This window comes from Paenibacillus sp. FSL H3-0310, from assembly GCF_038002785.1.
In the GTDB taxonomy this organism is placed as follows: Bacteria; Bacillota; Bacilli; order Paenibacillales; family Paenibacillaceae; genus Paenibacillus_AQ; species Paenibacillus_AQ odorifer.
The window spans coordinates 2,892,537-2,918,715 of the sequence record NZ_JBBODC010000001.1 but is presented as its reverse complement, the minus strand read 5'-3'; the positions used below and the strand labels follow the sequence as shown (position 1 = coordinate 2,918,715).

Sequence of the window (26,179 nt, the reverse complement as noted above, 5' to 3'; positions counted from 1 at the left end):
ATATCCGCCAAACCGTTATTCAATCCCTCTGCCGGTAGTTCTGTCCTATCAGCAGAGTGTATGATCGGACTTGCTAGAAGTGAGAATGATTATCAGTAGATTGGAGAGGGTTGGAAAAAATGTTCAGTTTAAAACAGATCTCTTTTGTGGGAATCGCCTTAATCATGATGGTGATGCTGTACGGGTGTGGGAATTCAGGTCAGGAGGCTAAAGTAGAAAATTCTCAACCTGCGGTAAATTCAGAACCCGTCGCTACTAATTCGACCGAAACACGTACCCTCAAGGATGCTAAAGGGGATATTGTAATACCGGTGAACCCGGTTAGAATTGCCGATGTATCCGGCTCAACGGAAGAACTTCTGGTGCTTGGATATAAACCTGTTATTACTGGGAATACAGATATGGCTAATTCATTAGAAATCACTCCTATTCTCAAAAAAGAACTGCCTGATGTAACTCCCGCTGGATGGTTTCAGACGGAAGTCAACTTAGAAGCGATCATTGCAGCAAGCCCTGATTTGATACTGGCAGGACCTACCCAAGAAAAAATCTATGATCAACTAAATATGATTGCTCCAACAGTGAGGGTGCCTTATGGTTTTAACGCTTTTAGAGAGCGATTTACATTTGTTGCGGAGGTGCTTGATAAGAAAGCGGAAATGGAAACGTGGCTGAAGGCCTATGATCAACGTGCTCTACTACTACATGATCAAATCACTGAGATAACCAAGGAAGAGACGTTTGCGGTAATCGAAGCTACAGAGAAAGAAATACGCATCTATTCCCGCACAGGTATTGCGGATATGATTTTTAATGATCTAGGATTACCCATCGCGCCAGGTACTCCGGAGCCAGATCCATGGGGAGGGAAAGTGACAAGTCTAGAAGCACTGTCCACCTTTAATCCAGACCATATCATTTTATTATCCGATAATGACCAGAATGTTCTTGACCAAAGCAAGGTCTGGAGCAATCTGAAAGCTGTAAAATCGAATAATATATATCGTATAACAAGCAGACAAAATTATAATGAGGCTTTCTTTGCTTTAGGAAAAGAAGCATTGTTGGAGCAAATAGCCGAACAAATCAAGGAACATATCAAACAGTAAAGGATAATTTAATCTTTTCTCGAATATTCTCTGAGTTGCAATGATTATTATTTGAAGGGATGATTAAATTGAAGCAAGGGATATTAGTTTTTCTAAATGGAACTTCAAGTTCCGGAAAGACCTCCATATCGACTGAACTGATAAAACAGAAAGAAATTCCTTTTTATCATTTATCAATTGATGATTTTTTTAATAATTACAATGATTTTATTAATAATAAATTTCCAGATGAACCTACAAGAGAAATAGATCATCAAGTCGTTTCCCAAATATTAGATGATTCCATATTCTCAGTGTACCGCTCGACAATTAAATTGTTAATAGAAATGGGTTTTAATGTAATAGTAGATACCGTAATCGACAATGATAAGAGGTTTAATGTGTTTCTTGAGCAATTTTTCGATCAGCCTACGTTATTTATAGGTGTAATATGCTCGAAAGAAGAACTCATAAGAAGAGAGCAAACAAGAGGAGATAGAAAGATTGGACTAGCAGCTTCACAGTTTAGCAAAGTATATTGCTTTGATGAATATGACCTCGAAGTAAATACGGAAGAGATGAATTCAATAGAATGTGCCGAAAAGATATTAAGTTTTATTAAGTCCAATAAGGAATACTCGGTATTTAAGAAATTAAGTAAAAGAAATGTTAGTGTTTCCTAGATGGCGTATCCAGATAACACCATATTCAAGCGGGTCAAAAAAGAGAGGATCCTTTATAATAATGAGAATTATTCTCAATATTATAAAACTTGATCGGAGAGCGGTAGCAATGACTGGAATAGATTATCATCACAATTTCAATCTTTTTTTCGATGGGCTTGAGCTGCCGCGGCAGAATAGAGATCGTACAGAGCACATGGCACTACATTCGCAAAGGGGAGAAGGGTTCGTTCGTCGATTCGTCCCACGCTTTGATATCAATGTGGTGGTATCCGATTTTACCTTTCGCCAGGATTACAGCGTGCCTCTCGTAACCAAAACAGCAATGGTTGAGCTTAATTATTGTTTGCAAGGGAAAAGAGAAGTCTCTGTTGATGGTGTCCAGTATGAGTTTGTTCCGGGAAGCTGTACGCTACAACTCATGAATGAAGTTGGCTCTCAATTTGAGTTTCAGGGGAATGAATCTTATCTGATGTTAGGCATAGGTATTCCTGTTTCGACTTTTCATCACTTCATGGAAGAAGGCGGGGGTGGGAGATCCGCTGATTTTGACCGCATTCTTGGCCAAGCATCTTTTCGTGTTTTTCAGGAAACGATGCAGCCGTCTACTGCTATCGTGCTTGAGCGAATGCTGGCAGCTCTTCAAAACCGCAGCACCAAAAATCTGGAGATCGAATGTAGTACATTAGAGCTTTTGTCGTTGGGCTTTCAATCGATTCTAACAGAAGGTACTTCTGGGACAACAAAGCTGTCGAAAAGCGACATGACAAAAATTAGTGAAGCGCGGGACATCATGATGCAACGGATGATAGATCCGCCAAGCCTGTTGGAGCTCTCCCGATTGATTGGCATGAATGATAACAAATTAAAATCTGGCTTTAAAGAAATGTTCGGAACAACTGTATTCGGCTATTTGCGGGATATAAGGCTGGAGAAGGCTCTACACCTATTGCAGCAAGGTGATTTGAACGTTAATGAGACATCCTGTGCTGTAGGTTATTCCAACTCAAGTCACTTCTCAGAGGTGTTTCGGGAGAAATACGGGATCAATCCCGGCAAGCTTGTGAAACAGTTTGCTTCTTCTGTACTGTTGACTTCAAAACACGAATCGAACCTTTAAAGAATACGGAGATGACAGTTGCAAATAACCCACCAGTCACGACTGGTGGGTTATTACATTTACATATGAAGAGAAACGCAAAATCCCTCAGAATTTATTCTATCTCTCGACTACTGTTTCTCCTTCAATTAACACAGGTTGATAATAAGTATTGTTGGGAAGATCCTTTTTTCCTTGTAATTTTTTAATGACCCAATCCGCTGCATCACGGCCCATAGTTTCTTGGGGATGTGTTAAAGTGGTCAGTTTGATGTTTGCATTTTGGGCAATATAGGAGTTGTCCTGGCCAATAATTGATAATTCCTCTGGTATAGAAATGTCTAGCTGTCTGCAAGCATTGACCACTTCCAGACCAACCTCGTCGTTGTAGCAGACAATCGCAGAGAGGGTATCTCTATTTTTATTTAGGAAATCCTTCAAGTTCGTAGCTAAGGTTTGTTTGGTCTCGGTGTTGAACGAAAATATTTGCTCTGGATAAAACCGTAATTTAGCTTCTTCGAGAGCTTTGATATAGCCCTTCATTCGATATTTGCCCTGTAAATCATCCATTTTTGCGATAAGTCCAATTTGAGAGTGGCCTTTGGAGATCAATTCTTTTGTTGCCAGATAACTGGACTGCACATCGTCAAGACAAAGGAAGGGGAGCTCTATTTCCTCATAAAAAGCATTAATCATAATGAGTGGAATATCTTGCTCCTTAAACGACAGATAATACGCAATATTGGGATTATACAGATTACTTTTCGTAGGTTCAATAATTAAACCATCTACGCCGTAGGACAACATCATTTCGAGAGCTTTTTTTTCTTGCGCAACATCGTTATTGGTACTAGCCAATAGTAGTGAATAGTTATCCTCATTCATTCGGCTTTCAATCCCCCGGATAATAGAAGGGAAGATATAGTCAGAGATATAGGTCGTAATTACACCGATCGTCTTCTTATGGGAACTCCCGCCGGTCTTTGTGCGATATTGGTTGCTGACATACGTGCCAGAACCTTTTTCGCTGCGGAGGAATCCTTCGTTGGATAGCTCTAAAATGGCTTTTCTAACAGTCTGTCTGCTAACCTCGTACAAGGACTGCAAGGCAGACTCCGTAGGAATTTGTTCGCCTACATTGTAATCTCCTGAAAGGATCTTACTTTTTATATCCTCTATAATCACTTGATACTTTGGTTTCATGTAATTCCTCTTTCCATACTTGTTCGCTTTATAATTCGTACATTTCGTTAAGTTGTATGTACAAATTATAGCATGACTACGAATTAAATATAAAGGGGCTCTTTTTTTATGAAAAATGTAAATATTTCGTACCTTTAGATCATCATAAACAAACTAAGTCCGGAGTTAAATTATTATCTTCTCCATATTTGTATGTATACATAACTATTTTATTGACAAATGTACGTACAAAAATTTATACTAAAGCTGTCAATTAAGAAAGCGAATTCTTTTATATTAAAAAAGCGCTGTCAGAGAGGTGACCAACGTGATATCGAATCGATTAAGCATCGAAGAAGCAATCAATAAGGGAGAAACTTCGCTAGGGATTGAATTTGGATCCACGCGTATTAAAGCAGTACTTATTGATCATAGTTTTCAAACGATCGCTTCTGGAAGTTATGAATGGGAAAATCAGTTGAAAGACGGCTTTTGGACGTACAGCCTAGAAGATATTATCAAAGGTCTACAAGATGCTTATCGTGAGATGAAGCAAGAAGTTCAACAAAATTACGGAATCACCCTCCAAACCGTTGGTTCAATCGGGTTTTCTGCAATGATGCATGGATATATGGCTTTTGACGAACAGGATCAATTGCTCGTTCCGTTCCGGACTTGGCGTAATGCAACAACGGGTAAGGCAGCCAAAGAACTGACAGATGTATTTAAATTCAATATTCCTGAACGTTGGAGTATTGCTCATCTTTATCAGGCGATCTTAAACAAAGAAGAACATGTGCCGCAGATTCGGTTTGTTACAACGTTAGCAGGATACATTCATTGGTTATTGACCGGCAACAAAGCACTTGGTGTTGGAGATGCTTCAGGTATGTTCCCGATTGATGAATCCATAGGAAATTATAATGAATCTATGATACAACAGTTTGATGAGCTTATTGCTGGCAAAGGTTATTCGCTGAAGACCAGCGACCTTCTTCCTAAGGTGTATGTTGCCGGTGAGCAAGCAGGTCTATTAACCGAAGCAGGAGCCAAAATTCTGGATCCATCATTGCAATTACAAGCTGGGATTCCGCTTAGTCCTCCAGAAGGGGATGCAGGAACCGGTATGGTTGCTACCAATAGTGTAAGAAAACGTACCGGGAATGTCTCCGTAGGAACCTCTGTTTTTGCCATGATCGTATTGGAAAAAGAGCTTTCCAAGGTTTATCCGGAAATCGATATGGTGACTACGCCAGACGGAAGTCCAGTAGGTATGGTTCATGCTAATAACTGTTCAAGTGACCTTAATGCCTGGCTCGGATTATTCCGTGAATTCTATGAAGCGATGGGGCAAAAAGCCGAAGCTGACAAATTGTACAGCGTACTGCTGAATAAAGCTTTGGAAGCAGACCCAGATGCCGGTGGATTGCTCAGTTACGGTTATTTCTCGGGTGAGAACATTACGGGGTTAGAAGAAGGTCGTCCGTTATTTGTACGTTCGCCTGAGAGCAAATTTAATCTGGCTAACTTTATGCGTACACATTTGTTCAGCGCCTTTGGTGCTTTGAAAATTGGAATGGACATTTTGACGAAAGAAGAGAATGTAGCCATAGATAGTATTTTAGGACACGGCGGTATATTTAAGACTCCGGTTGTTGGCCAAAGAATGATGGCAGCTTCACTGAATGTTCCTGTTTCCGTAATGTCGACAGCTGGAGAAGGCGGCGCATGGGGAATGGCTATTCTTGCCTCCTACATGATGAACAAAAATCAGGAAGAAAGCTTGGAAGACTTCCTCGATCAAAAAGTGTTCAAAGATGTAAAGGGAGAAGAAATTCATCCCGATGCAACCGACATTAAAGGTTTTGAAACCTTTATCGAACGTTATAAAAAAGGTCTGGCGATTGAGCAATCCGCTGTTGATAATTTAGTCTGAAAATGGAGGGACCAAGATGTTAGAACAACTTAAAGAAGAGGTTTTTCAAGCCAATCTGGAATTGCCGAAACATGGACTAATCAAGTATACATGGGGAAATGTGAGTGCAATTGATCGCGAAAGTGGATTATTCGTAATCAAACCTAGTGGTGTAGATTATGAAACAATGAAAGCCAGCGATATGGTAGTTGTTGATCTGGATGGCAATGTGGTTGAAGGGGAGATGAGACCTTCCTCCGATACACCTACTCACGCAGTACTTTATAAACATTACTCCGAAATTGGCGGAATCGTGCATACACATTCCACTTGGGCGACTATCTGGGCACAAGCAGGACTTGACGTTCCTGTAATGGGAACTACGCACGCTGATACATTCTATGGCTCCATTCCTTGTGCGCGTTTCTTGACGCAAGAGGAAATCGATCGGGGTTACGAAGCGGAAACAGGTAATGTAATCATCGAAACCTTTGAACAACGCGGGATAGATATTATGGCGGTTCCCGGTGTTTTGCTTAAAGGCCACGGACCCTTTACTTGGGGGAAAAATGCAAAATCCGCTGTAATGAACAGCGTAGTGTTGGATGAAGTATCGAAAATGAATTTATTTGCTAGAGAGTTGAACCATTTTGCGGAAGAATTGCCACAACGTATTCTAGATAAACATTACTTGCGCAAACATGGGAAAGACGCTTATTACGGTCAAAAATAATCAAACCACAAAATTATGAAAAGAGGATGAATATGTCAACAGCAGTAGCAAAAGAATTTTGGTTTGTCGTAGGTTCGCAACATCTTTATGGGGAAGAAGCATTGGCTGAAGTTAAAGCGCACGCACAAACGATGACAGATGCTTTGAATAAAAGCGGAGTTTTGCCTTACCCACTAGTATTGCAGGATTTGGCTGTCAGCGCAGATAAAATCACCAACATTATGAAAGAAGTTAACTACCGTGACGAAGTTGCCGGTGTCATCACTTGGATGCATACTTTCTCACCTGCAAAAATGTGGATCCGCGGAACAAAAATGCTGCAAAAACCTTTGCTTCATCTAGCTACGCAATATAATGAAAGTATTCCATGGGCAACAATTGATATGGACTTCATGAACTTGAACCAAGCAGCTCATGGTGACCGTGAATATGGTTTTATTAACGCCCGTTTGAACAAACAAAACAAAGTGGTTGTAGGCTATTGGGAACGCCCTGAAGTTCAAAAGCAAATTGCAGAATGGATGGACGTAGCCGTTGCTTATAACGAAAGCTTCAATATCAAAGTTGCTCGTTTTGGTGACAACATGCGTAACGTTGGTGTAACTGAAGGAGATAAAGTTGAAGCCCAAATTCAATTTGGCTGGACGGTTGACTACTTTGGTATTGGTGACCTGGTTCAAGTCATTAATGAAGTTAAAGAAGAGGAAATCGATGGTTTGTTTGCTGAATATGCAGAGCTGTATGAATTCGACTATGGCACTAACAGCAAAGAAGCTTGGGAAGCTAGCGTAAGAGTTCAAACAAGCTATGAAATTGCTATCAAACGTTTCCTTGATCAAGGTGGCTACAATGCCTTCACCTCAAACTTCGAAGATTTACATGGAATGAAACAACTTCCAGGACTTGCTGTTCAACGTTTGATGGCACAAGGATATGGTTTTGCTGGAGAAGGAGACTGGAAGACTGCAGCTCTCGACCGCTTGCTTAAAGTGATGAGCCATAACCAATCGACTGGCTTTATGGAAGATTACACTTATGAATTGACAGTTGGACAAGAATCTATTCTTCAATCCCATATGCTTGAAGTAGATCCAACTTTGGCAAGCAACAAACCAAAAATCATCGTGTCTCCACTAGGTATTGGTGGTAAAGACGATCCAGCCCGTTTAGTATTTGACGGCAAAGCAGGAGACGGTGTAGTGGTTTCCATGGCTGACTTCGGTACGCATTACAAACTTTTGATTAATGAAGTGACTGCTTTTGAACCAACTGTTCCAGCTCCAAACCTTCCAGTAGCTCGTGTGCTTTGGAATGTTAAACCAAACTTCCAAGACGGAGTTAAAGCTTGGATCGAAAATGGTGGCGGTCACCACACCGTTGTTTCATTAACTCTTACAACAGACCAAATTATTGCTTACGCAAAACTTGTGAACTTGGAATATGTAGTAATTAAATAATAGCAAAGCTTTATTACGATTAATAGGACTCCATTCCTCGACCTTTTCGAGGAATGGAGTCCTATTGTTTTGTTCGATATACTTCAATAAATGCGATAGTTTCCACTTAGGGCCAGTAAACTAAAGAAGTACAGACAGTTATCATAATAACGACGTTGTCCAGTTCGCAAAGGTGTATCCCAAAACAAACGGACAAAATGCTCTGCCTCCGGGCCATCCGAAGCAAGCGAAGCCATGGCATTAGTCGCCAAAAGGCCTACTGGATGCAGCGCTGGTTCGTCGAATGCCTGTCCCTCAATGGTATACCTCCGGTAATTGGAAACTTCGATATTCCTAAAAAAAGCTTGAATCCGGTTACATTGATCGACCTGCCAGTTGTCCTTTTGGAACCATGCCCAGTCCAAACCGATATTAGCCGCAACCCGGTAAGCATCACTGAAAAAATGACTGAAATCACCATGAGGCTGGGGTTCTGCCGGGGTGCCGTTAAAATTAGCATATTCGGGAGCGAGACCAGTTATAGGATTACATGTAGTGTGTAGATATGAGCGGCTGGCTTCCGCCGCTTCTCGCCAAAACATGTGGTCACCTGCATCAGCCCACAAAGCGAACAAATCATAGAAATGGGGGAGATGGTAAGATGGATCACTGAAGGTGGATTCCGGTACGAATTTAATCAGTTTCGTTTCCGCGTCCCACATTGAGTCACCAGCGCCTGTTTCAGTTTTATGTACACAAGCACGCAATATTATTCGAGCCTGCTCGGAATAATTATAAGGTTCCGGACCGTTCCCCCAACGTTTTGAGGCAAAAAACAAAGCCATGGCGAAAAACTCTTCCCCGTCCGGTGCGGGTCCTTGAGAAATTCTTGTACCGTCAGGCTTGCAGTGCCAAGCAAAGTAATCGGCATAACGGCCTTCTTTGTGCTGCATAAACGTCTTAGAGAAGTTCCATAAACGATCAAACTCATCTTTTTTATTCATTTGAACAGCCATCATCATCCCGTAGGACATTCCTTCAGACCTAACATCCAGATTACCTGTATCCAGAATATAGCTTTTATCCTCGTCCAGCGGATAGTAGATTCGTACGTTCGGATCTCCGTAAAACAAATCACTCCAAGTTTCTTCGAGTTTAGCGTTGATTTCATCTTCAGAAAAGCCGAGCTCCTTAAATAAATTGCGATATTTCCCCGTATAAAAAGCACCTTGTTGTGTTATTGGCATGATATTTCCCCTCCTATGCACTACAGCATGCACTCCATTTCAATAAAAACTAAGGATGGATGGTTTGAATGGTGCCATCATCGTCGTATTTCAGCTCCGTATATTTTACAGAACGCTTGTTGTCAGCACCACCAGATAAAGAACTATCATGATAAAATAAATACCATTTCTCTTTAAACTGAACAATAGAATGGTGTGTTGTCCAGCCCAGGACGGGTGTAAGTATTTTTCCTTGATATACAAAAGGCCCAAGCGGATCTTTACTGATAGCGTATACAATATTATGGGTAGTACCCGTGGAATAAGAAAGATAATAATAACCGTTATATTTATGAACCCATGGACCTTCAAAATATCTTCTCTCTTCATCTCCAGCAAGAATCGGATTTCCGTTCGTATCGACGATGGATATTTCTCTAGGCGCACCTTCAAAGCTCAGCATGTCCTCGCTCAGCTCCGCTACGATAGGTCCTAGAGCAGGTGCCGTTTCAGCCGGTCCCTCTGCATCCGTAACAAATGAGCCGGTTTGCCATTTTTCAAGTTGACCGCCCCAAAGACCCCCAAAGTATATATATGATTTGCCACTATCATCAACGAAAACAGTGGGATCAATGCTATAACTGCCACGAATGTAGTTCGGTTCAGGTGTAAAGGGTCCGGAAGGTGACGCTGAGGTTGCAACCCCAATTCGGAAAATATCGTCATGGTCTCGGGCTGGGAAAAACAAATAGTAGGTATTGTTTTTGTATGCTGCATCCGGAGCCCACATTTGCTGTTTAGCCCATGGGACATCCTTCACATGAAGCACTTCACCGTGGTCGATACAAGGGGAGCCATCTCCATCAATAGACAGAACATGGTAATCCTCCATATTATATTGGTCACCGTTGTCATTAGAGATCATATCGTGATCCAGGTCATGAGAGGGATAAATATAAATCTTGCCTTCAAATACATGAGCAGAAGGGTCCGCAGTATAAATATGAGTTACGAGAGGTTCATTGGGTTGCACTGGCTTTGTCAAGTCATTTCCTCCTATAAAGTTAATCGCTTACAAAGTTAATGGTATAAGAACTTTAGGACTCTGTATATATAGCAACTATAGTTTATACCCCACAAAGTTTAGATGTTGCTTTCTTGACCTTGCAGATCCTTTTCCATTTATGCTGCCTCACAATATTTTCTCTAGATAATCTGGTACAATAGAAATCTCCAAACTTTGACCTTACAAATACGATGAGGTGAGATTAACATAAGGGAATATAAATCATAATTTTACACAAGAATGAATGTTAGAGCGAAAGACACCAAGTATTCTACATTATATTTTTAAAAAGATGAGGTCAGCTTAATGCAAAAAATTCAAAATTCCAGAATCTACTTTATAGGTATACATGTGCTTTTATTAATCTTATTGTTCACCTCTTTGTATGCTTATTCCCCCTGGATTCGCATTAAAGTAAAGGAAATTATCATGCCTGCGGATAAAGTATATACCATCGCTCACCGTGGTGCTTCAGGATATGCTCCTGAGAATACAATACCTGCATTCGAGCTAGCCATTGATATGAAGACCGATTATATCGAGTTAGACATTCAGTTAACAAAAGATCATGTTCCTGTTGTTATTCACGATGGGACCGTAAATCGTACCACGAATGCTAAAGGGTATGTAAAGGATTTTACTTTAGAGCAGATCTCAAAATTAGACGCGGGTTCATGGTTTAATGAACAATATCCCATGTTCGCTAGAGATAAATATGTAGATTTACGTATTCCGACACTAAAAGAGGTATTTGAAAGGTTCGGAAAAGAAGTGGACTATATGATTGAGATTAAAGATCCCACGTCGAATTCGAACATCGAGGCATTGTTAAACGAAGAAATCTTAAATTATGATCTGTCGGCTCATGTTGCTATTCATTCATTTAGTGAAGCGAGTTTGCGTAGATTCCATTCCATAAATCCAGCAGTCCCTCTTTATCAAATTGTATGGTATGATTTCCCTGTTTATAAAATATCAGAATCCTATGTGAATAGATTAAAAACTTATGCGGTAGGCATAAGTCCTAACTTTCAAAAAATAAATGCGGCATATGTCGCGCAGGCAAAAAATTCAGGGCTAAAGGTGTTTCCATATACTGTGAATTATCAAGTGAATATGGATAAAGCCGTAATTTGGGGTGTAGATGGTGTACATACAAATTTCCCTGACCGCTTTAGCGAAGTAATTAAGAATAATAAAAAGTAAGGGATGTGAAATCACCCTTTTCTGGACATAAATAAAGCTGTCGAGACTTTCTCGACAGCCTAAGAACCTTTATCCAAAGGTTTTTTTTTTACGGAAAATCAATTATTTTTGTTTCTTCTTTCTAATGAAGTCTTTTCTCGTGAAATTGTAGATGAAGCTCCCGTACTTGTTCTGCAAGATCGGGTACAGGGCCATCTACGAACGCATCGTAAATAACCTCCTGAATACTTAAATTACGGACGGGTGATGCTGCAATTCCCATATCATTTAACCACGCCGATAATTGCTTCGAGGAACTGGCATATACAATTCGTCCTAAATGAACCCACCCGTGTGCCGCTGCACACATAGGGCAATGTTCTCCGGAGGTATACACTGTTGCCTGCTTACGTTCTTCCAGTGTCATATTCTGAGCTGCCCAGCGGGCTAAAGCGAATTCGGGATGCTGAGTATGGTCACCGCTACCTACATGGTTGCGGTCTTCCGCCAGCACTTCGCCACTTGCTGATACAAGGACGGAACCAAAGGGTTCGTCCCCAGCTTCGAGTGCAATTTGGGCAAGTTCAATACAACGCTTAAGATGTTTGATATCCGTGTCGTTTATCATGATGGTAGAACCTCCTGAATTTTAATTTATAGATAAGTTTCATGAATAGTAGGCCTGAGCCTGTTTGTTCACCACATTCTTCTATGTTAGCATGTAAAGTATTCGATGAAAAATATAGCATGCAATATCAAGCTAGGGAGGATATATAAAAATGAAGCACCCATTTATATTGAACGCCGTATGGAACGGTGGCCGTAACAGTGACGGAACTATTGAAGCTGGACAGCTTAAGACTCAAATTTCCATTCCGAAGGAAATGGGAGGACCCGGAGTAGGAACGAATCCGGATGAGATGCTTTTGGGAGCAGCAGCAACCTGTTATCTCATTACACTTGCAGCAATGCTGGAGCGGGCAGGGCTTACGACTTCAGAGCTGACGTTAACCTCAGAGGCGACGGTCGATGTAACGAATAACATTTTTACATATGAAGCCATCAAACATTCACCCCTAATCACCCTTACCAAAGATGCGTCACAGGACGATATCGATAAAACCATCCGAATTGCCCATAAAGCAGAAGGCTCCTGCATGATCTCCAGAGCCGTTGCAGGAAATGTAGAAATCACGACAGAGCCAACGGTGCTGACTGCAAGCCTATAAAATTGAGTCCTAGGTAATCAGAGAGGAGATGTTAACTTTGAACGTTGAGTTATATAAGGATTTGATCAAGGATGAGCGCGGAAATTATTACGTGGCTGTACAAAAAGAGGGTAATGAGCTGACTTTGGTAAACGCAATGCTAGAGCGGTCTTACCAAGAGCTGTGGGAATTTAATGAAGCTTTCAAAAAGAAGTACGCGGAATACGAGCATCAGTTCATCGGCAAAATGATTATGGATAAGCTGCGGCACGATGTTGTTTTTGCCTCCAAAGAAGACGGCCATGGCCGAATGTATGATCTGGCCGCGGTTGCAGTTGATTACAAGCTTATTTTTATCGATATGATCGAATTTTACCGAAACCCTCGAGTAGGACTTAACCATGACAACAACATCCATTAAGCTTAGTGTATTAGATCTCGTACCTGTTTTTAATGCGGTGGATGCTAGTACCGCATTGGGACAAGCAGTGAAGCTGGCTCAGACAGCAGAAAGACTGGGATATACTCGTTATTGGGTTGCTGAACATCATGATATGCCGGGATTAGCATGTACCTCTACGGAGGTGCTTTTATCGCATATTGGAGCGAAAACAGCACACATTCGCCTTGGTTCAGGCGCTTTATTGCTGCCACATTATAAGCCGCTAAAGGTGGTGGAAGCATTTCATTTGCTGGCCAGTTTGTACCCGGGACGCATCGACCTTGGATTAGGCAGAGCTCCCGGCGGTACTGCTGAAGTAAGTTTAGCACTGAGTGGAAATTTTCTCGAAAATGTTTGGAAAATGCCAGAACTGCTTAAAGGCGTCACTGAATTATTGCAGGGTAACTATTCCTATGAAGGACGTTCAATAACCGCCCGTCCGGTCCCTCCCGTATCTCCAGAGCTATGGCTGCTGGGTACAAACAAGAAAAGCGCGGCATATGCTGCCGAGTTTGGAGCAGGTTATGTGTTTGGCCAGTTCATGAGCGATGTAGCAGGGGAGGAGGTTTTGCAAGCTTACCGTGAAACCTTTACTCCTTCTTCACTTTCTCCTGAACCGCAGGCCATGGTTGCTGTTGGCGTCATTTGCGCCGAGACTGAGGAAGAGGCAGAGCGATTGGCCTCATCTGGTACGACATTATTCCAACAAGAAGGTTCTGCCGAAGCGAAGTCTGAGCCCGTGGAACGTAAGCTGCTGGTAGGTACTCCGGAAAGTGTTAAAGGTAAGTTGGAACGGTTATCTCTTTTGTATGGAGTTAATGAATTCATTATCGTTACCATGATTCCAGATTATGAGAAACGATTGCATTCATTCGAACTGCTTGCCCAAGCGTGTTGGAGTTCTTAATAAAGGAGGTCCATATGTATGAAGTCTCATACCTCTGATCAAATTAAAATCCCACCAGGATTTTGGGCTGGATTAAGTCAATTAGGAATAACTGCACAAGATGTAGCCAGCAAAGCAAATCTTCCACTTAGCCAGATCACAGAGTCAGAAGTCACCACCGCCCAATATTTCGCAGTCTGGCAGGCATATTCCGATCTCATTGGAGATACTGCCGAAGGAATCATTAAGCTTGCAACCGTCTTTGAAACTACACAATATCCGCCGACGGTTTTAGCAACATACCATGCTAAGGACTATCGCGATGCTCTTAAGCGAATGGTACGATACAAACAAATGTGCCCTCCTGAAAGCTTGCGTATTACCGAGGAAGGCGAGCTATGTACAATCGAATTGGAATGGCAGCATCCCGGGCATTCTGGTCCACCGCTGCTGCTCGGCCTCACTTTGGCATTTCTTCTAGAACTCGGACGGCGAGGCACAGGTCTACCTTTGACAGCACAGCTTGTCGAGTTTTCACAGCCTATAGGAAATGTAAAGATTCTTGAAGCTTATTTCGGCTGCCGAATTCAGATAGATGCTCAATATAATCGTTTGACGTTGCATCGAAATGATTTGGATCGGCCTTTTATCTCGTACAACGAAGAGCTGCTGGAGATTCTGACTCCCGTTTTGGACCGGACGCTTGCTGAACAGAAGGGCACTCGCTCTATAACCGAGAGGGTCAAATGGATCATGAAACGCAGCTTCAGCGGAGGACGACCTGACATTCAAGCTGTTGCGAAGGCATTAAGTATGAGTGACCGTACGTTGCAACGCAGGCTTACTGAAGAAAACACAAGCTTCAAGCAATTGCTGACACAAGCTAGACATGAGCAAGCACGAGAGTATCTGGCAGATCCATCGCTTGATATTAAAGAAGTGGCTTTCTTGATTGGATATGAAGACCAGAACTCGTTCTACCGTGCCTTTCGTCTTTGGGAAGGTGATACACCTTCAAATTGGCGCACTGAACATTTAGGTTTAAACTCGATACCCTCTTCATAAAAACAGTATTTTCAGAGTTTTATCATTGGCGTGTTAAACAAGAACTTTGGCGCAATCCGCTAGTTACTGAACAACCCCGGTACGATAATATAATCCTAGTCGGCACACAGGACTGTTCTTAAAATGACAACTACTCAGCACGCCGTGATAAAAGGAGAAATGTAATATGGATATGGGATTAAATAATAAAACAGCTTTAATTACAGGATCAACAAAAGGTATTGGCAAAGCAATCGCCTTTGAACTTGCTAAAGAAGGAGTTAATGTACTAATTAATGGACGGAATTATGATCAGGTAGAACAAACTGTAAATGAAATAAAGTCAAATTTCCCGGCTACCTCTCCACAAAATGCTACAGCGGATTTTGTGAATATTGAACAAAGAGAAGCCTTATTCGAAAAATACCCTAATATAGATATTTTAGTTAATAATATGGGTATCTATGAAATTATGAAATATGAGGACGTTGACGACGAAATATTCGAAAAATACTTCCGTACTAATGTCCTTGCTGCGAATGGATTAACAAAATTCTATTTACCTAAAATGTTACAAAAAGATTATGGCCGCATTCTCTTTATTGCTAGTGAAGAAGCCATTATGCCTTCAGGCCAAATGCCTCAATATGCAATGACCAAATCAATGTTATTATCATTGTCAAAAAGCTTATCTAAGTTAACGATAGGAACTGAAGTTACAGTCAATACAATCATGCCAGGACCAACACTTTCTGAAAATGTGCATCAAATTATTGATGGGATATACTCCAATGAAGATATGACTTTTTCAGAAAAAGAAAGAAAATTCATGACTACAAATCTTCCTCAATCTGAAATACAACGATTTATTAAACCTTTTGAAATAGGCAGACTAGCAGCATTTGTATGCAGTCCTTATGCCTCTGCATTTAAAGGTTCTCCAATTCGCATGGATGGGGGAATGGTGCCGACTATTTTTTAAGCTTACTCTAAAAGGATATAGATAACGATACAAAAAAGCCACTCCTTATGGAGCGGCTTTTTTGCTTGAAAAGTTATCACTGTCCTCTGGTACAACAAAGGATACCAAGGTGCCTTCTCCAGGCTTACTCTGGATCGAGAGACCTTGACCATATAATTGACTTAACCTCCTATGGGTGTTGGCCAGCCCGATGCCACCTTTGCCTTCCATCAATGGCTTCAGCAGTAAAGAGAGGGTCCCGGAATCCATGCCTTGCCCATCATCCTCCACTTCAATCTTTACAGCCTTGTGCAGACGGATAATACGTATTTGAACAGTTCCACCCTGTTGGCGCTTAAGTATACCGTGCTTAACAGCATTTTCTACCAACGGTTGGATGGATAGAGGAGGAATTAGGATGTCAATATTCGGATCTACCTTCCAGACAACAGATATCCTTTCTGCAAATCGAGTCTGTTCAATATAAAGATAAGATTCTACCAATTCCAGTTCATGGGAGAGGTTCACGAGCTCTCCGATATTTAAAAAGTCAAAACTGATTCTTAAGAAAGAAGTAAACGCACCAATGAGCTCCTGCATTTTTTTAGTATCCAAATCACTGAGTGCGGCAATAGAGTTCAACGTATTGAATAAAAAATGCGGTTGTATCTGTGCTTGTAGATAGGCTGCTTCTATCCGCACCCGTTCATTGAAGGATAGCTTCATTGCAGTTAAAGCCCGAATACGATATTTAAGCTCCACTGCGTCCACAGGTTTTGTGACATAATCATTGGCACCGGACAAAAATCCAGTATAAATATCCTCAGGCTGACTACGGGCAGTAAGCAATAGAATTGGAAGCTCATATAAGGAGTAGCGAGTACGAACCTTCTGTGTTAATTCGTATCCCGACATCTGTGGCATCATAACATCGCCAATAAGTAAGTCCCAGTTCCTTTTATCCAACAATTCCAATGCTTCATGGGCTGAGTTCACGGTAGTTATGATATAAGGTTCGGTTTCAAGAATACCCTTTAGTACATTCAGATTGACAGGATCATCATCTACCACCAGAATATTTACCTTAATCTCTGTAAAAAGCGGCGGAATTTTTTCAGAGTGATTACTTGGCTGATGTTCGGAAATTCCCCACTCAGCCATCTGTCTATGAATCTCATCTGCCATATACGAAACTGTAGGTTCCGTCTGTTTTATTATCTGTTCGCTGTAAGAATCGGCAAGAGAGAGTGTGAAACTAAAAGTTGAACCTTTACCAAGCTCAGATTGAATGTTTAGGCTGCTTCCATGCAGTTCTACCAGCTGCCGGCATATGCTTAATCCCAGCCCAATTCCACGCCCGTCATTTATTCCGTGAGGGCCTTGCTCATAGGGTAGAAATATCCGTGCCATAGTCTCTTCAGTCATGCCTACTCCGGTATCTGTCACATAGATAAGAACCTGGCCGTCCTGTTCCTCAGCCTTAACAGCTACAAGTCCTGCTTCGGTGTATTTGAGCGCGTTGTGCACCAGATTTAATAAAACCTGCACCAGTCTTTTCTCGTCCGCACGAACTGGCGGCATAGCTTCCGGGATATCCATAGATAGCTGTACTGGCTTACCTTCAATCATATATTGAAGCATACTAATCACACCGGGAACTACCGATTGAACCGAAATAGGTTCCTGTTGTAAAATAACACGATGCTCCTGAAGACGGACCACATCCAGTAGATCACCAAGCATATGAGACATACGGCGGCTGATTGTAATCAGCAGTTCCATATCTTGACGGCTACTTTCGTAAAGTCTGTCCTTTTCTTTTGTGACAATATTTTGCGCGATATTCATGATTCCGTGAAGCGGTGTACGCAGCTCATGTGAGGTATTAGCGAGAAACTGGTCCTTAAGTTTGTCTGCTTTTTTCAGCTGCTCATTTAGTTCCATGTTCTCTTTAGCATTTTGAAAATACTTTTTAAACCAATAAGCTGAGAAGCCCACGATGGCTGCGATAATATCCAAAGGATAATAGACAATTGAATAGTGTCCGTTACTATCCCACAAATTCCATAACAAATTAGAAACGATCGCCGCACCTGATAACAGCAGAAAAACAACATCTTTATCATCTTGCTTTTTGAACAATAAGCGCCCTAAGCTATAGAGCAACCAAATAAAGGGAATATACTGGAACACTTGAATGATTCCCAAATGAATGGATGTGCTGACTAAATAAGCAGGGACAATAAATATAAACAAGGTATAAAGGAAAAGACACCATGTGTAAGCACGTAACCACTTGTTGACTTTGGCACCTGAGGTGAATTTCCTGAAAACAAGCAGAATAAAAAGGTTTTGCCATAAGAAGGCGATCAAACGGATTTTTAAGGACCAAGTATAATTAATCGGCAGTAATGAAAGCACTAAGTTGTCATTTCGAGCTAAAAGGATTACAGCTACAGATAAGGTCATTAACCCTACAAGAAACAAAGCACGTTCTTTAGGATTAAATAAGTACAGAATACAGGCATAAAGCCCATGCAGTAGTAAGATAATTGCTGTAAGCATTTGAAATCCGACAGTGTAAAAGTATGTCCGGTTAATGAGTTCCTGAGAGCCAAAGAAAATAGGGCCTTTTATACCGCCCTTATAGGGGTGATCAAAGTTAGCTACGTGAATAAATACATCTATCACTGTGGTGTTTTTTGAAAAATAAGCTGCTGTATATGAGGTGGTTTTGGGTACATATGTATCGGCATCAAGAGCTATTACCCCATTATTGAGAATAGGAGTGCCGTTAATCTCCACACGGGAAGCGGAATAAATTTGTTTGATCCAGAAAGAGACAGGTTGCTGAAGCGGGTCTACCAAAATTCGCAAACGGTAAGTACCAAAACCATAAGAAGAATTCTGATCGCTTCCCATAACATGGTTCCAATTTCCAGGAACTTGAAGCGAGTGGGATAGCTTTGGTATAGTAGAAGTCTTCGATGAAACGAATTGCGAAGGATAGAAGCTCCATTCACCATCCAGCCTGAATAAGTTAGCCTGCTCCAGATCCTGGCCGCGTAAATCCAGTACCCCATTGTTAATCACAGGTATAGTGTTGGAAACCTTAAATATACTCAACCAAATGCAGCGTAGGCCAAAGAGAATGCTTATAAAAAGTAGAATGATAGCTAATTTGTTTAGAATAGTTTTATTTTTCATGAGAACATTATAGCAAATAATTCTAATCTAGAATCTAAAATGAAGATTATTTACATTAAGAAGGAGAAGTAGTGAGCAACGGACACTGCGTGGGGCTAAGAGGAATGTTCTCCACATGGAAGAAGCATGATGTATCTCCTTGAACATTTGCGTACTCGAATACACGAACACATGAATACACGAACACTCCAATACTTGATTGGTGCTTCTCTGTTGGGCGTCTGGATTACCGGATGTGCTATTTGGCTGCTGGTTTGGCGTTTGTGTTACCTAATTTGTGACTATGCTGCTGGTTTGGCGTCTGTGTTACCTAATGTGTGACTATGCTGCTAGTTTGGCGTCTGTGATTCCGGATGTGCGACTATGCTGTTTGTTGTGCGTTTTGTATTCCCTACACGCTCTCTTCACCATGAGCGATCGGACTCAGATGCAGCTATTTGGCTGAATTTTGGCTTTTGAGAAGTGTTTCGGACCCCAGAGGCGTTATTTGTTCCAAACATGCGCGATATGAGGGCTTTTCGAGCCAATAGCGACTATAGAGTCCGATAGGTTCTCAAATGAGCCGAATTATGGTTAATAGCGACTATAGGGTCCGATACACTTCACTCCTGCTTCCAATATCATTTTTCATAAGCTTGGCTCCTCGTTTATTGGTGAATGTGATTTTGAATACCCCGTTAGAACTAACCTTCGGTGTAATGAGTGGAGGTTAACGGTGGATTCTCCTTAATCCTAAAGGGTATATTATTAGAAAATTCAATGCAGACAGGAGTGTAGATACGATGATTAAAGGTTTCGGAGGAATATTCTGGAGAACTAAAAATCTTGAAGCTACAAAAAAGTGGTACAGTGAGGTGTTGAAGCTTGACATAGAGAATTGGAATGGGACTGTGATAAAACCTCAAGTGGGAAATGAGACCATCTTTTCTTTCTTTACCGAGGATGACAGTTATTTTCCAATAGAACAACAAGTGATGTTGAATTTCCAAGTTCATGATCTAAACGAAACGATTAAGCATTTTGAACAGATTGGTGTACCTCTTGCAAAGAAAATAGAGATTAGTGAATTTGGAAAGTTTATTTGGATTGAAGATCCAGAAGGTCGACTGATCGAGCTTTGGGAGAAGTAAGGAGTTGCAGATTAATGCTATTGAGCTAACAGGTGCGTTTTTTTATAAAAGCTCAGTTCAATATCTAATTGTAAATGAATTAGGGAATAAAGTTGAATCAAATCCGTGGGGAATATTTCTTCAAAGCTTTAAGCTCCCAGGAAGAACTTTAACTTCTATCATCTGAGGTGCGGCGCTTGCGCTGCATCCACGGCCAACGAAATACTATTGTCAACCCAAATAGGGAGCATACCGTCGAGGTGTACTCCCCATTTCATTGAAGGAATTGGAAAATTAGTGCAACATTTCACCTATAACTTATGTCAATAAAGAAGTTATGTAATAAAATCATAAGAGTAGGTGGTAAATTGAAACTTCGTTTAATCACGTTAATATGTTTATTCACTTTCGCATTCTTTATTGCAAATGGACAAGATGCTAAAGCTTTATCCTGTGTCGAGTTAGGAAGTCCCCAAGAAGCCCTAGAGGTCTACGGCGGAGCTATTTACGGTGAAGTAAAACAAATAAAGGTCGATTTGAAACAAGAAGGATTTACGGGGACAAAAGAGAAAATCAGATATATATTAGTGGATGTTGAACGAAGTTGGAAAACTGAAGTTGACTCTCAAATTATTGTGAGAACAGACTACACTTGGGGTTTTGATTTCAAGGAAGGTAATAAATACTTAATATACATTAGCGAAGTGGATGGCGAATCAAGCAGTAGTCCATGCAGTTTAACAATTGAAATGAATAACCTTAACCAAGCAACAGAACTATTCGGTGAAGGACTTCGACCCAAACAGCAAGTACACCTAGAATACAAGATGTGGTTAATGTTTGAGCAGGATATTGATTTGTATATTGTAATTGCAATAGGACTAGTAGTGATTTCGGTCATTTACCTGAGAGCAAGAAGGAAAAAGGGCTAAGTGTAATTTTATTGCACTAATGGTTAGGATAGTTCAATAAAATTAAGAATAAGATAGCTGAACTAATTACTATTCATTCATAACATGTGAGGTGCGAGTTGAACTTAGTAGAAACAATCATAAAAAGATTTAACCTTAATGTATTAAGTATAGATAATGTTCCTGAGTCCTTTAGTTCACAAGTATACAAGCTGAATCTTACTAATGGAGAAACGGTGTATGCGAAGATCCCTTATAACAGGGATAAAGTATATCGCGAATATCGTATGCTTGAACTGTTGAGGGAGGTATTACCGGTTCCAAAGGTGTTAGACTTCTGGAGTGGGGATGACTTAATTTCTGGTGCATTACTTTTATCTGAGATTAAAGGTATACCATGTACAGGTGCTATTGACGATGAATTAGCATTTCAAATTGGGGTACTTCACGCAAAGCTGCATGAAGTTAAAATGCCGGGATATGGTGTGGAAGGATTAGACGGTTTTCAATTTTTTAATCAGAACAATTGGAGACTTTATATAAGAAATAGCTTTGAAAAATTTATAGAACCTTGCAAGCAAGTCCTTGAGAGAGGACTTTTCGAAAAATGTATTAATTACTTTGAGGGTGCTTTCTCAGTTTTACCTCCTCCTGATGGCCCATGTGTTGTTCATATGGATTTTCGACAAGGTAATATACTAACAAATAATAATATGGTTGTTGGAATTATTGATTTTGAGAGTGCACGGAGTGGATCCTCTGAAATTGATTTCACAAAAATTAACCGATATGTTTGGGAAGTGAATCCTCAAAGTAGAATTTCGTATAAAGAGGGATATTCAACAATTCGTCCTCTAATGGATTTGGAAACAATACTACCCTTTTATGATTTTTACGATGCTTTTGGTGCTGTTGTCTGGTGTAAAAATAGAGGGATTGAAAAGAATAGGGCGTTCCTAAAGGAAAGTATTTCTGTATTGCAGAAATCCGTAGGTTGTTGAACTGACGGGAAACGATATTTAAAGACAGTTTATGACGAGGAGCTACCTCCATGATGGATAGCTTTATTACGTTAAAGGACATGATAGTGAATAAAGGATAGAATAATGGAAATGGCGAATATTAGATCGGCAGTATACTGTAAAATTATTATGATGCAATCATGAATACAATAGCTTATCGTGATATATGGATCACCAGAACTAATAATGAAAAAATCGAAAACCCAAAAAACGTAATGGAAGTGTGTTTATGGAAAATATATATAACAAATTACATACAGCGGAAATACTGAGCCGTATCGAGAATTTAAGTCCTAATTCAAACCCACAGTGGGGAAAAATGAATGTTTCTCAAATGTTGGCTCACTGTTCAGCATTTCAAGACATCGCAAATGGAAACTCCTTTCCTCCTAGAAGTTGGCTAGGAATATTAATAGGAGGGTTTGTGAAATCTATTTTTTACAATGACAAGCCAGTACCACATAATATGTCAACAATTCCGACCATACTTATTTTAGATGATAGAGATTTTGGAAAAGAAAAAGAAATACTGAAACAAAAGATTATAACTTTTCAAAGTAACGGTCCGGAGAATTGTTCATCCCATCCACATCCTTTTTTCGGAAAATTCACTCCGGAGCAATGGGGTAAAGGGATTTATAAACATCTAGACCATCATTTAAGACAATTTGGTGTTTAGTCTTTTTTCGCAGTGAATAATAATTGTTTAACGTCGCCAACTTACATATTTTTTATTGACATAAAATCCCTATTACTTTATATTGTATCTAATTACATTGCAATCAAATGCGACGAAGAGGACAAGTAAATCCGGATATGTCGATCAGAGAACTGCCGGTTGGTGCGAGGCAGAGGACACCCGAATCGAACAATCGCCTCAGAGCTGGCTCCCGAAATCATAGTAGGCGGGCCCGGGATTCTGCCGTTACAAAGAAGCATCGTTGTTGGACGATGGCAGCAGAGAGGGTGTATTCATAAATACACCAATCAGGGTGGTAACGCGGAATCTACTCCGTCCCTAATGGGACGGAGTTTTTTGCGTTCTTATAAATAAATAAGGAGGAGTAACAATGTTTCAAAAAATCAATGTCTCCGATCGAATACTTAGCCAGGATATATTTATTGCTGATGAGGTTCAATACAACCTGATTCACCTTATTTGCGAGTCGAAGAGTTCTACTTGCTTAAAAGATTCTGATGAAACAATGATTTATGCCCAGTCAACGGGACATAACGCATGGCTTTGGAGTTCTAAGGATATTGTCGAGGATAAGAAGGCCGTTCTCTACGAAGAACTTATAGAATTTCTTAAAGAGACTACATTACCGGGAGTATCTGGAGAACCAAAAACAACAGAACGTTTTGCACAGCTGTATTCTCAGGCAAATCATCTTCAATATGAGTCCACGATGACTATAGAATCTTATTTCTGTACAGATCCAAAGAAACCGTTGAACGTAAAGGGTACAATGCAACAAGCAACGAGAAAAAACCTGGCCATTGTAGCAGAGTTTTTGGCGGGTTTCTCAGAGGGGGCTTATGGGGTTAGGGTGAACCCAGAAGCTAAAATTCTAGATGCCAAGAGGATGATTGAGACAGGGGACTTGTATATATGGTTTGTAGACGATAAACCTGTATCGATGGCGTACATTGCACATAGGTCGGCAAGATATTCCAGATTAAATGCGGTATACACACCACCTTCTTGCCGGAAAAAGGGTTATGCAAGTGCACTAGTAGCAGAGTTATGTTCCGTTCTTTTATCGGAGAATTTAGTGCCCATGCTTTATGCTGATTTAAAGAATCCTGACTCGAATAAGGTTTATCGAAATATTGGTTTTGTGGAAAGCGGGAAGATTGTTGACATCAAGTTCAAATAGGCACAAAAGGGCTACCGCAAGGTAGTCCATTTTCTATGATCAATATGTTACTCGGCATTACTTTTATACAATTTCACATAGTTTGTAAGTTCAGCTATCGCGAAAAATTGCTTCATTAATTGAGAATTCAATTTTTGTAAGGCAAGCTGAAAGGATATCTCCACTTTTTTGTAGTTATGTGTTTCTATTTCATTCAAAAGCTGTTTCATATTCTCGATATAATAAACAGTTTTCCTTAAACTGCTGATAAGAATAATTTTTCTTAATTCCGTTAAAGTGAAGACTCTGTAGCCATTATCTTTGTTCCTATTCGAAGAGATTAGCCCTTCTTGTTCCCAATGCCGAATAGCTGATGGATTAACTCCTGCCATTTGTGCAACTTCACCAATCGTCATTGAATCTGATACAGTTAAATCTTTGTATTTAGATAAATCAACATCCCGAAACATGCGTAAGACTTCCTCTAACCTTTCTTTTTCCACTTGGGTATTATGTTGCTCTTGATTGATTGCCCAAAGAGCAGACTCCATCTGCTGGCCTTTTATCTTCCTCATCACATCGTACACAACCGGAATTTCATATCCCTGCAATAATGCCCGAATGGTAATAAAAGCTTGCACATGGATGGAAGTGTAACATCTGCGGTTGCTGGCGGTCCTTGGTACATCTGGAATTAAGCCTTGATCTTCGTATCTCCTTAAAGTAGTGGTACTCACATTTAATTGCTTAGCTATCAGTGTAGGTGTATATATCTCTTCCATAAACATCATCACCCCAAAACATTAAAGTTGAACATTCAAGTGCTACAACAATATTAAATCGAATTTAGGTAGATATATCAAGGGAGGTAGAGGGATAAACCGAAAGATTGCATGAATGTTATATGATACTTTTATAGAACATAAAGGAGTGAGTTCATTGAAAAAGATAATACAATTAGCAAATCAATCAGAAATAGAAGTAGGTATGGCAGGACTTCCAGATTGCCCAACCCTCATGTTACCCATCGCTAAAAAATCTGTGTACAATCAGGAAGCAGAAAACTTAAAGCTGTGGGGAGTAGATCCCGAATTAGGTAAACATTTTGTTGAAGGATTAGCGGACACTTTTCAAGTGCTTTATTTCGATTATGAAGGTCATCTATTTCAATATCCAGAGGAAAATCTAACAGCAGATCATATTGTGAAGGATCTTCTCCACATTGCGGATGAAATGAATGTTACAAGCTTTAGTTACTACGGTTATTCCTGGCTTGCGTTGATTGGATTGCAAATGGCTATAAGAACAGATCGCTTGGAGAGTTTGGTAATGGGAGGTTTTCCACCCTATAATGGCCCCTATCAAGAAATGAGGGTTGTGACCCATAAAACACATACACAAGCTTTGAGTAACCAAAATGATCCTGTGGAAAGCCCAGCAGGACCGGAGAGTCCAAACGAAATGGATTGGGACAATATAAAGGTTACCATAGATACCCGTGTTACAGCACAATTTGTCACTCTATATCAGAGCCTTACAGCCTTTGATGATCGCAGTATTCAACATTTGCTTAGTCTCCCTAAACTAGCTTTTGCAGGTGGAAATGATAGGATCGTTTACGGTGAAAATTTCGGGAACGTTACCGTTGACATCGTCGGGTTGTTAAAAAGAAATAAGGAGACGCTGGCTGATTTAGGTTGGGATGTTGAAATCCTTACGGGAGCCGAGATGGACCATACAAAAGCTATGCAACCAGCAGTAGTCTTACCACTGATTAAGCCTTGGTTTATGAACGTGTTACTAAAAAATACTGGATTGTAATTGTGGCAGATACAAAAATCCAGTGAATAAGGTATCCCAAAAGAACAATACTTTTTAGGGTAAAATCTTTAATTTGAAGAGATTAAATAGTAAACG

Annotated in this window: 24 protein-coding genes and 1 other annotated feature; of the genes, 18 read left to right on the top strand and 6 right to left on the bottom strand. The window is 40.5% G+C overall.

Features of this window, described 5'->3' with window-relative positions:
* Nucleotides 1–119: 119 nt before the first annotated feature.
* From MHH63_RS13095 to MHH63_RS13085, 3 genes are all read left to right on the top strand, one after another.
* Complete coding sequence (locus tag MHH63_RS13095) at nt 120–1,109, top strand: ABC transporter substrate-binding protein (RefSeq protein WP_341171634.1); 990 nt, start codon at nt 120–122, stop codon at nt 1,107–1,109.
* A gap of 68 nt (nt 1,110–1,177) precedes the next feature.
* Nucleotides 1,178–1,771 (top strand): chloramphenicol phosphotransferase CPT family protein, encoded by a 594-nt coding sequence (locus MHH63_RS13090; protein WP_076184601.1) that lies wholly within the window; start codon nt 1,178–1,180, stop codon nt 1,769–1,771.
* A gap of 109 nt (nt 1,772–1,880) precedes the next feature.
* Nucleotides 1,881–2,891, top strand: coding sequence for a helix-turn-helix transcriptional regulator (locus tag MHH63_RS13085; protein ID WP_341171633.1), 1,011 nt, complete (start codon nt 1,881–1,883; stop codon nt 2,889–2,891).
* 99 nt (nt 2,892–2,990) lie between these two features.
* Here the strand turns inward: MHH63_RS13085 and MHH63_RS13080 are convergent, their stop codons facing one another.
* The gene (locus MHH63_RS13080) at nt 2,991–4,073 is read right to left on the bottom strand and encodes a GntR family transcriptional regulator (protein WP_076125610.1); all 1,083 of its coding nucleotides are present in this window, start codon (nt 4,071–4,073) and stop codon (nt 2,991–2,993) included.
* A 307-nt stretch (nt 4,074–4,380) separates the two neighbouring features.
* Between MHH63_RS13080 and MHH63_RS13075 the strand changes: the two genes are divergently transcribed.
* The 3 genes from MHH63_RS13075 to araA are packed head-to-tail and all read left to right on the top strand — an operon-like array spanning nt 4,381 to nt 8,157.
* Nucleotides 4,381–5,988, top strand: a complete 1,608-nt coding sequence (locus tag MHH63_RS13075; protein WP_076190364.1) for a xylulokinase — start codon at nt 4,381–4,383, stop codon at nt 5,986–5,988.
* A gap of 16 nt (nt 5,989–6,004) precedes the next feature.
* Nucleotides 6,005–6,700, top strand: coding sequence for an L-ribulose-5-phosphate 4-epimerase (locus MHH63_RS13070; protein WP_036677359.1), 696 nt, complete (start codon nt 6,005–6,007; stop codon nt 6,698–6,700).
* Between the two features lie 32 nt (nt 6,701–6,732).
* Nucleotides 6,733–8,157, top strand: coding sequence for an L-arabinose isomerase (araA, locus tag MHH63_RS13065; RefSeq protein ID WP_341171632.1), 1,425 nt, complete (start codon nt 6,733–6,735; stop codon nt 8,155–8,157).
* A gap of 83 nt (nt 8,158–8,240) precedes the next feature.
* On the opposite strand, the gene MHH63_RS13060 is transcribed toward araA, so the two are convergent.
* Entirely contained in the window at nt 8,241–9,383 is a 1,143-nt protein-coding gene (locus MHH63_RS13060; RefSeq protein ID WP_341171631.1) for a glycosyl hydrolase family 8, read from the bottom strand.
* Nucleotides 9,384–9,432: 49 nt separating this feature from the next.
* A complete protein-coding gene (locus tag MHH63_RS13055; protein WP_341171630.1) occupies nt 9,433–10,407 on the bottom strand; it encodes a glycoside hydrolase family 43 protein in 975 nt (324 codons plus the stop codon).
* 327 nt (nt 10,408–10,734) lie between these two features.
* Here MHH63_RS13055 and MHH63_RS13050 point away from each other — a divergent pair, with 327 nt between their 5' ends.
* Nucleotides 10,735–11,634, top strand: a complete 900-nt coding sequence (locus MHH63_RS13050) for a glycerophosphodiester phosphodiesterase (RefSeq protein ID WP_076125603.1) — start codon at nt 10,735–10,737, stop codon at nt 11,632–11,634.
* Nucleotides 11,635–11,755: 121 nt separating this feature from the next.
* Here MHH63_RS13050 and MHH63_RS13045 read toward each other — a convergent pair whose 3' ends face one another.
* Nucleotides 11,756–12,241 carry a nucleoside deaminase gene (locus MHH63_RS13045; protein WP_076218115.1) on the bottom strand — a complete coding sequence of 162 codons (486 nt, stop codon included), beginning with the start codon at nt 12,239–12,241 and terminating at the stop codon, nt 11,756–11,758.
* Nucleotides 12,242–12,392: 151 nt separating this feature from the next.
* Here MHH63_RS13045 and MHH63_RS13040 point away from each other — a divergent pair, with 151 nt between their 5' ends.
* From MHH63_RS13040 to MHH63_RS13020, 5 genes are all read left to right on the top strand, one after another.
* A complete protein-coding gene (locus MHH63_RS13040) occupies nt 12,393–12,842 on the top strand; it encodes an OsmC family protein (RefSeq protein ID WP_038571065.1) in 450 nt (149 codons plus the stop codon).
* Between the two features lie 37 nt (nt 12,843–12,879).
* Complete coding sequence (locus tag MHH63_RS13035; RefSeq protein ID WP_076184608.1) at nt 12,880–13,242, top strand: hypothetical protein; 363 nt, start codon at nt 12,880–12,882, stop codon at nt 13,240–13,242.
* Nucleotides 13,223–14,170 carry an LLM class flavin-dependent oxidoreductase gene (locus MHH63_RS13030; RefSeq protein ID WP_341171629.1) on the top strand — a complete coding sequence of 316 codons (948 nt, stop codon included), beginning with the start codon at nt 13,223–13,225 and terminating at the stop codon, nt 14,168–14,170. Before MHH63_RS13035 ends, MHH63_RS13030 begins: the two co-directional genes overlap by 20 nt.
* A gap of 18 nt (nt 14,171–14,188) precedes the next feature.
* Nucleotides 14,189–15,214: an AraC family transcriptional regulator gene (locus tag MHH63_RS13025; protein WP_341171628.1), complete on the top strand. Its 1,026-nt coding sequence runs from the start codon at nt 14,189–14,191 to the stop codon at nt 15,212–15,214.
* 166 nt (nt 15,215–15,380) lie between these two features.
* Nucleotides 15,381–16,175: an SDR family NAD(P)-dependent oxidoreductase gene (locus MHH63_RS13020; RefSeq protein ID WP_341171627.1), complete on the top strand. Its 795-nt coding sequence runs from the start codon at nt 15,381–15,383 to the stop codon at nt 16,173–16,175.
* A 45-nt stretch (nt 16,176–16,220) separates the two neighbouring features.
* Here MHH63_RS13020 and MHH63_RS13015 read toward each other — a convergent pair whose 3' ends face one another.
* Nucleotides 16,221–19,247 carry an ATP-binding response regulator gene (locus tag MHH63_RS13015; protein ID WP_341171626.1) on the bottom strand — a complete coding sequence of 1,009 codons (3,027 nt, stop codon included), beginning with the start codon at nt 19,245–19,247 and terminating at the stop codon, nt 16,221–16,223.
* 896 nt (nt 19,248–20,143) lie between these two features.
* On the opposite strand from MHH63_RS13015, the gene MHH63_RS13010 reads away from it, so the two are divergent.
* From MHH63_RS13010 to MHH63_RS12990, 5 genes are all read left to right on the top strand, one after another.
* Nucleotides 20,144–20,491 (top strand): VOC family protein, encoded by a 348-nt coding sequence (locus tag MHH63_RS13010; RefSeq protein ID WP_076125591.1) that lies wholly within the window; start codon nt 20,144–20,146, stop codon nt 20,489–20,491.
* Between the two features lie 299 nt (nt 20,492–20,790).
* Nucleotides 20,791–21,402, top strand: a complete 612-nt coding sequence (locus MHH63_RS13005) for a hypothetical protein (RefSeq protein ID WP_143759825.1) — start codon at nt 20,791–20,793, stop codon at nt 21,400–21,402.
* A gap of 98 nt (nt 21,403–21,500) precedes the next feature.
* Nucleotides 21,501–22,382 (top strand): aminoglycoside phosphotransferase family protein, encoded by an 882-nt coding sequence (locus MHH63_RS13000; protein ID WP_076303742.1) that lies wholly within the window; start codon nt 21,501–21,503, stop codon nt 22,380–22,382.
* Nucleotides 22,383–22,632: 250 nt separating this feature from the next.
* Nucleotides 22,633–23,082, top strand: a complete 450-nt coding sequence (locus MHH63_RS12995; RefSeq protein ID WP_076125859.1) for a DUF1569 domain-containing protein — start codon at nt 22,633–22,635, stop codon at nt 23,080–23,082.
* Nucleotides 23,083–23,185: 103 nt separating this feature from the next.
* Nucleotides 23,186–23,426 (top strand) — a binding site (T-box leader).
* A gap of 47 nt (nt 23,427–23,473) precedes the next feature.
* Nucleotides 23,474–24,283: a GNAT family N-acetyltransferase gene (locus MHH63_RS12990; protein WP_076278482.1), complete on the top strand. Its 810-nt coding sequence runs from the start codon at nt 23,474–23,476 to the stop codon at nt 24,281–24,283.
* Nucleotides 24,284–24,330: 47 nt separating this feature from the next.
* Here MHH63_RS12990 and MHH63_RS12985 read toward each other — a convergent pair whose 3' ends face one another.
* Nucleotides 24,331–25,044: a MerR family DNA-binding transcriptional regulator gene (locus tag MHH63_RS12985; protein ID WP_076125585.1), complete on the bottom strand. Its 714-nt coding sequence runs from the start codon at nt 25,042–25,044 to the stop codon at nt 24,331–24,333.
* Between the two features lie 157 nt (nt 25,045–25,201).
* On the opposite strand from MHH63_RS12985, the gene MHH63_RS12980 reads away from it, so the two are divergent.
* Nucleotides 25,202–26,083 (top strand): alpha/beta fold hydrolase, encoded by an 882-nt coding sequence (locus tag MHH63_RS12980; protein ID WP_341164872.1) that lies wholly within the window; start codon nt 25,202–25,204, stop codon nt 26,081–26,083.
* Nucleotides 26,084–26,179: the final 96 nt, after the last annotated feature.

Coding starts and splice junctions, on each gene's coding strand:
- MHH63_RS13095 (WP_341171634.1), top strand. CDS start 120: ATGTTCAGTTTAAAACAGATCTCTTTTGTGGGAATCGCCTTAATCATG.
- MHH63_RS13050 (WP_076125603.1), top strand. CDS start 10,735: ATGCAAAAAATTCAAAATTCCAGAATCTACTTTATAGGTATACATGTG.
- MHH63_RS13010 (WP_076125591.1), top strand. CDS start 20,144: ATGATTAAAGGTTTCGGAGGAATATTCTGGAGAACTAAAAATCTTGAA.
- MHH63_RS13080 (WP_076125610.1), bottom strand. CDS start 4,073: ATGAAACCAAAGTATCAAGTGATTATAGAGGATATAAAAAGTAAGATC.
- MHH63_RS13045 (WP_076218115.1), bottom strand. CDS start 12,241: ATGATAAACGACACGGATATCAAACATCTTAAGCGTTGTATTGAACTT.
- MHH63_RS13060 (WP_341171631.1), bottom strand. CDS start 9,383: ATGCCAATAACACAACAAGGTGCTTTTTATACGGGGAAATATCGCAAT.
- MHH63_RS12995 (WP_076125859.1), top strand. CDS start 22,633: ATGGAAAATATATATAACAAATTACATACAGCGGAAATACTGAGCCGT.
- MHH63_RS12990 (WP_076278482.1), top strand. CDS start 23,474: ATGTTTCAAAAAATCAATGTCTCCGATCGAATACTTAGCCAGGATATA.
- araA (WP_341171632.1), top strand. CDS start 6,733: ATGTCAACAGCAGTAGCAAAAGAATTTTGGTTTGTCGTAGGTTCGCAA.
- MHH63_RS13025 (WP_341171628.1), top strand. CDS start 14,189: ATGAAGTCTCATACCTCTGATCAAATTAAAATCCCACCAGGATTTTGG.
- MHH63_RS13005 (WP_143759825.1), top strand. CDS start 20,791: ATGTCAATAAAGAAGTTATGTAATAAAATCATAAGAGTAGGTGGTAAA.
- MHH63_RS13040 (WP_038571065.1), top strand. CDS start 12,393: ATGAAGCACCCATTTATATTGAACGCCGTATGGAACGGTGGCCGTAAC.
- MHH63_RS13085 (WP_341171633.1), top strand. CDS start 1,881: ATGACTGGAATAGATTATCATCACAATTTCAATCTTTTTTTCGATGGG.
- MHH63_RS13070 (WP_036677359.1), top strand. CDS start 6,005: ATGTTAGAACAACTTAAAGAAGAGGTTTTTCAAGCCAATCTGGAATTG.
- MHH63_RS13030 (WP_341171629.1), top strand. CDS start 13,223: ATGACAACAACATCCATTAAGCTTAGTGTATTAGATCTCGTACCTGTT.
- MHH63_RS12985 (WP_076125585.1), bottom strand. CDS start 25,044: ATGGAAGAGATATATACACCTACACTGATAGCTAAGCAATTAAATGTG.
- MHH63_RS13020 (WP_341171627.1), top strand. CDS start 15,381: ATGGATATGGGATTAAATAATAAAACAGCTTTAATTACAGGATCAACA.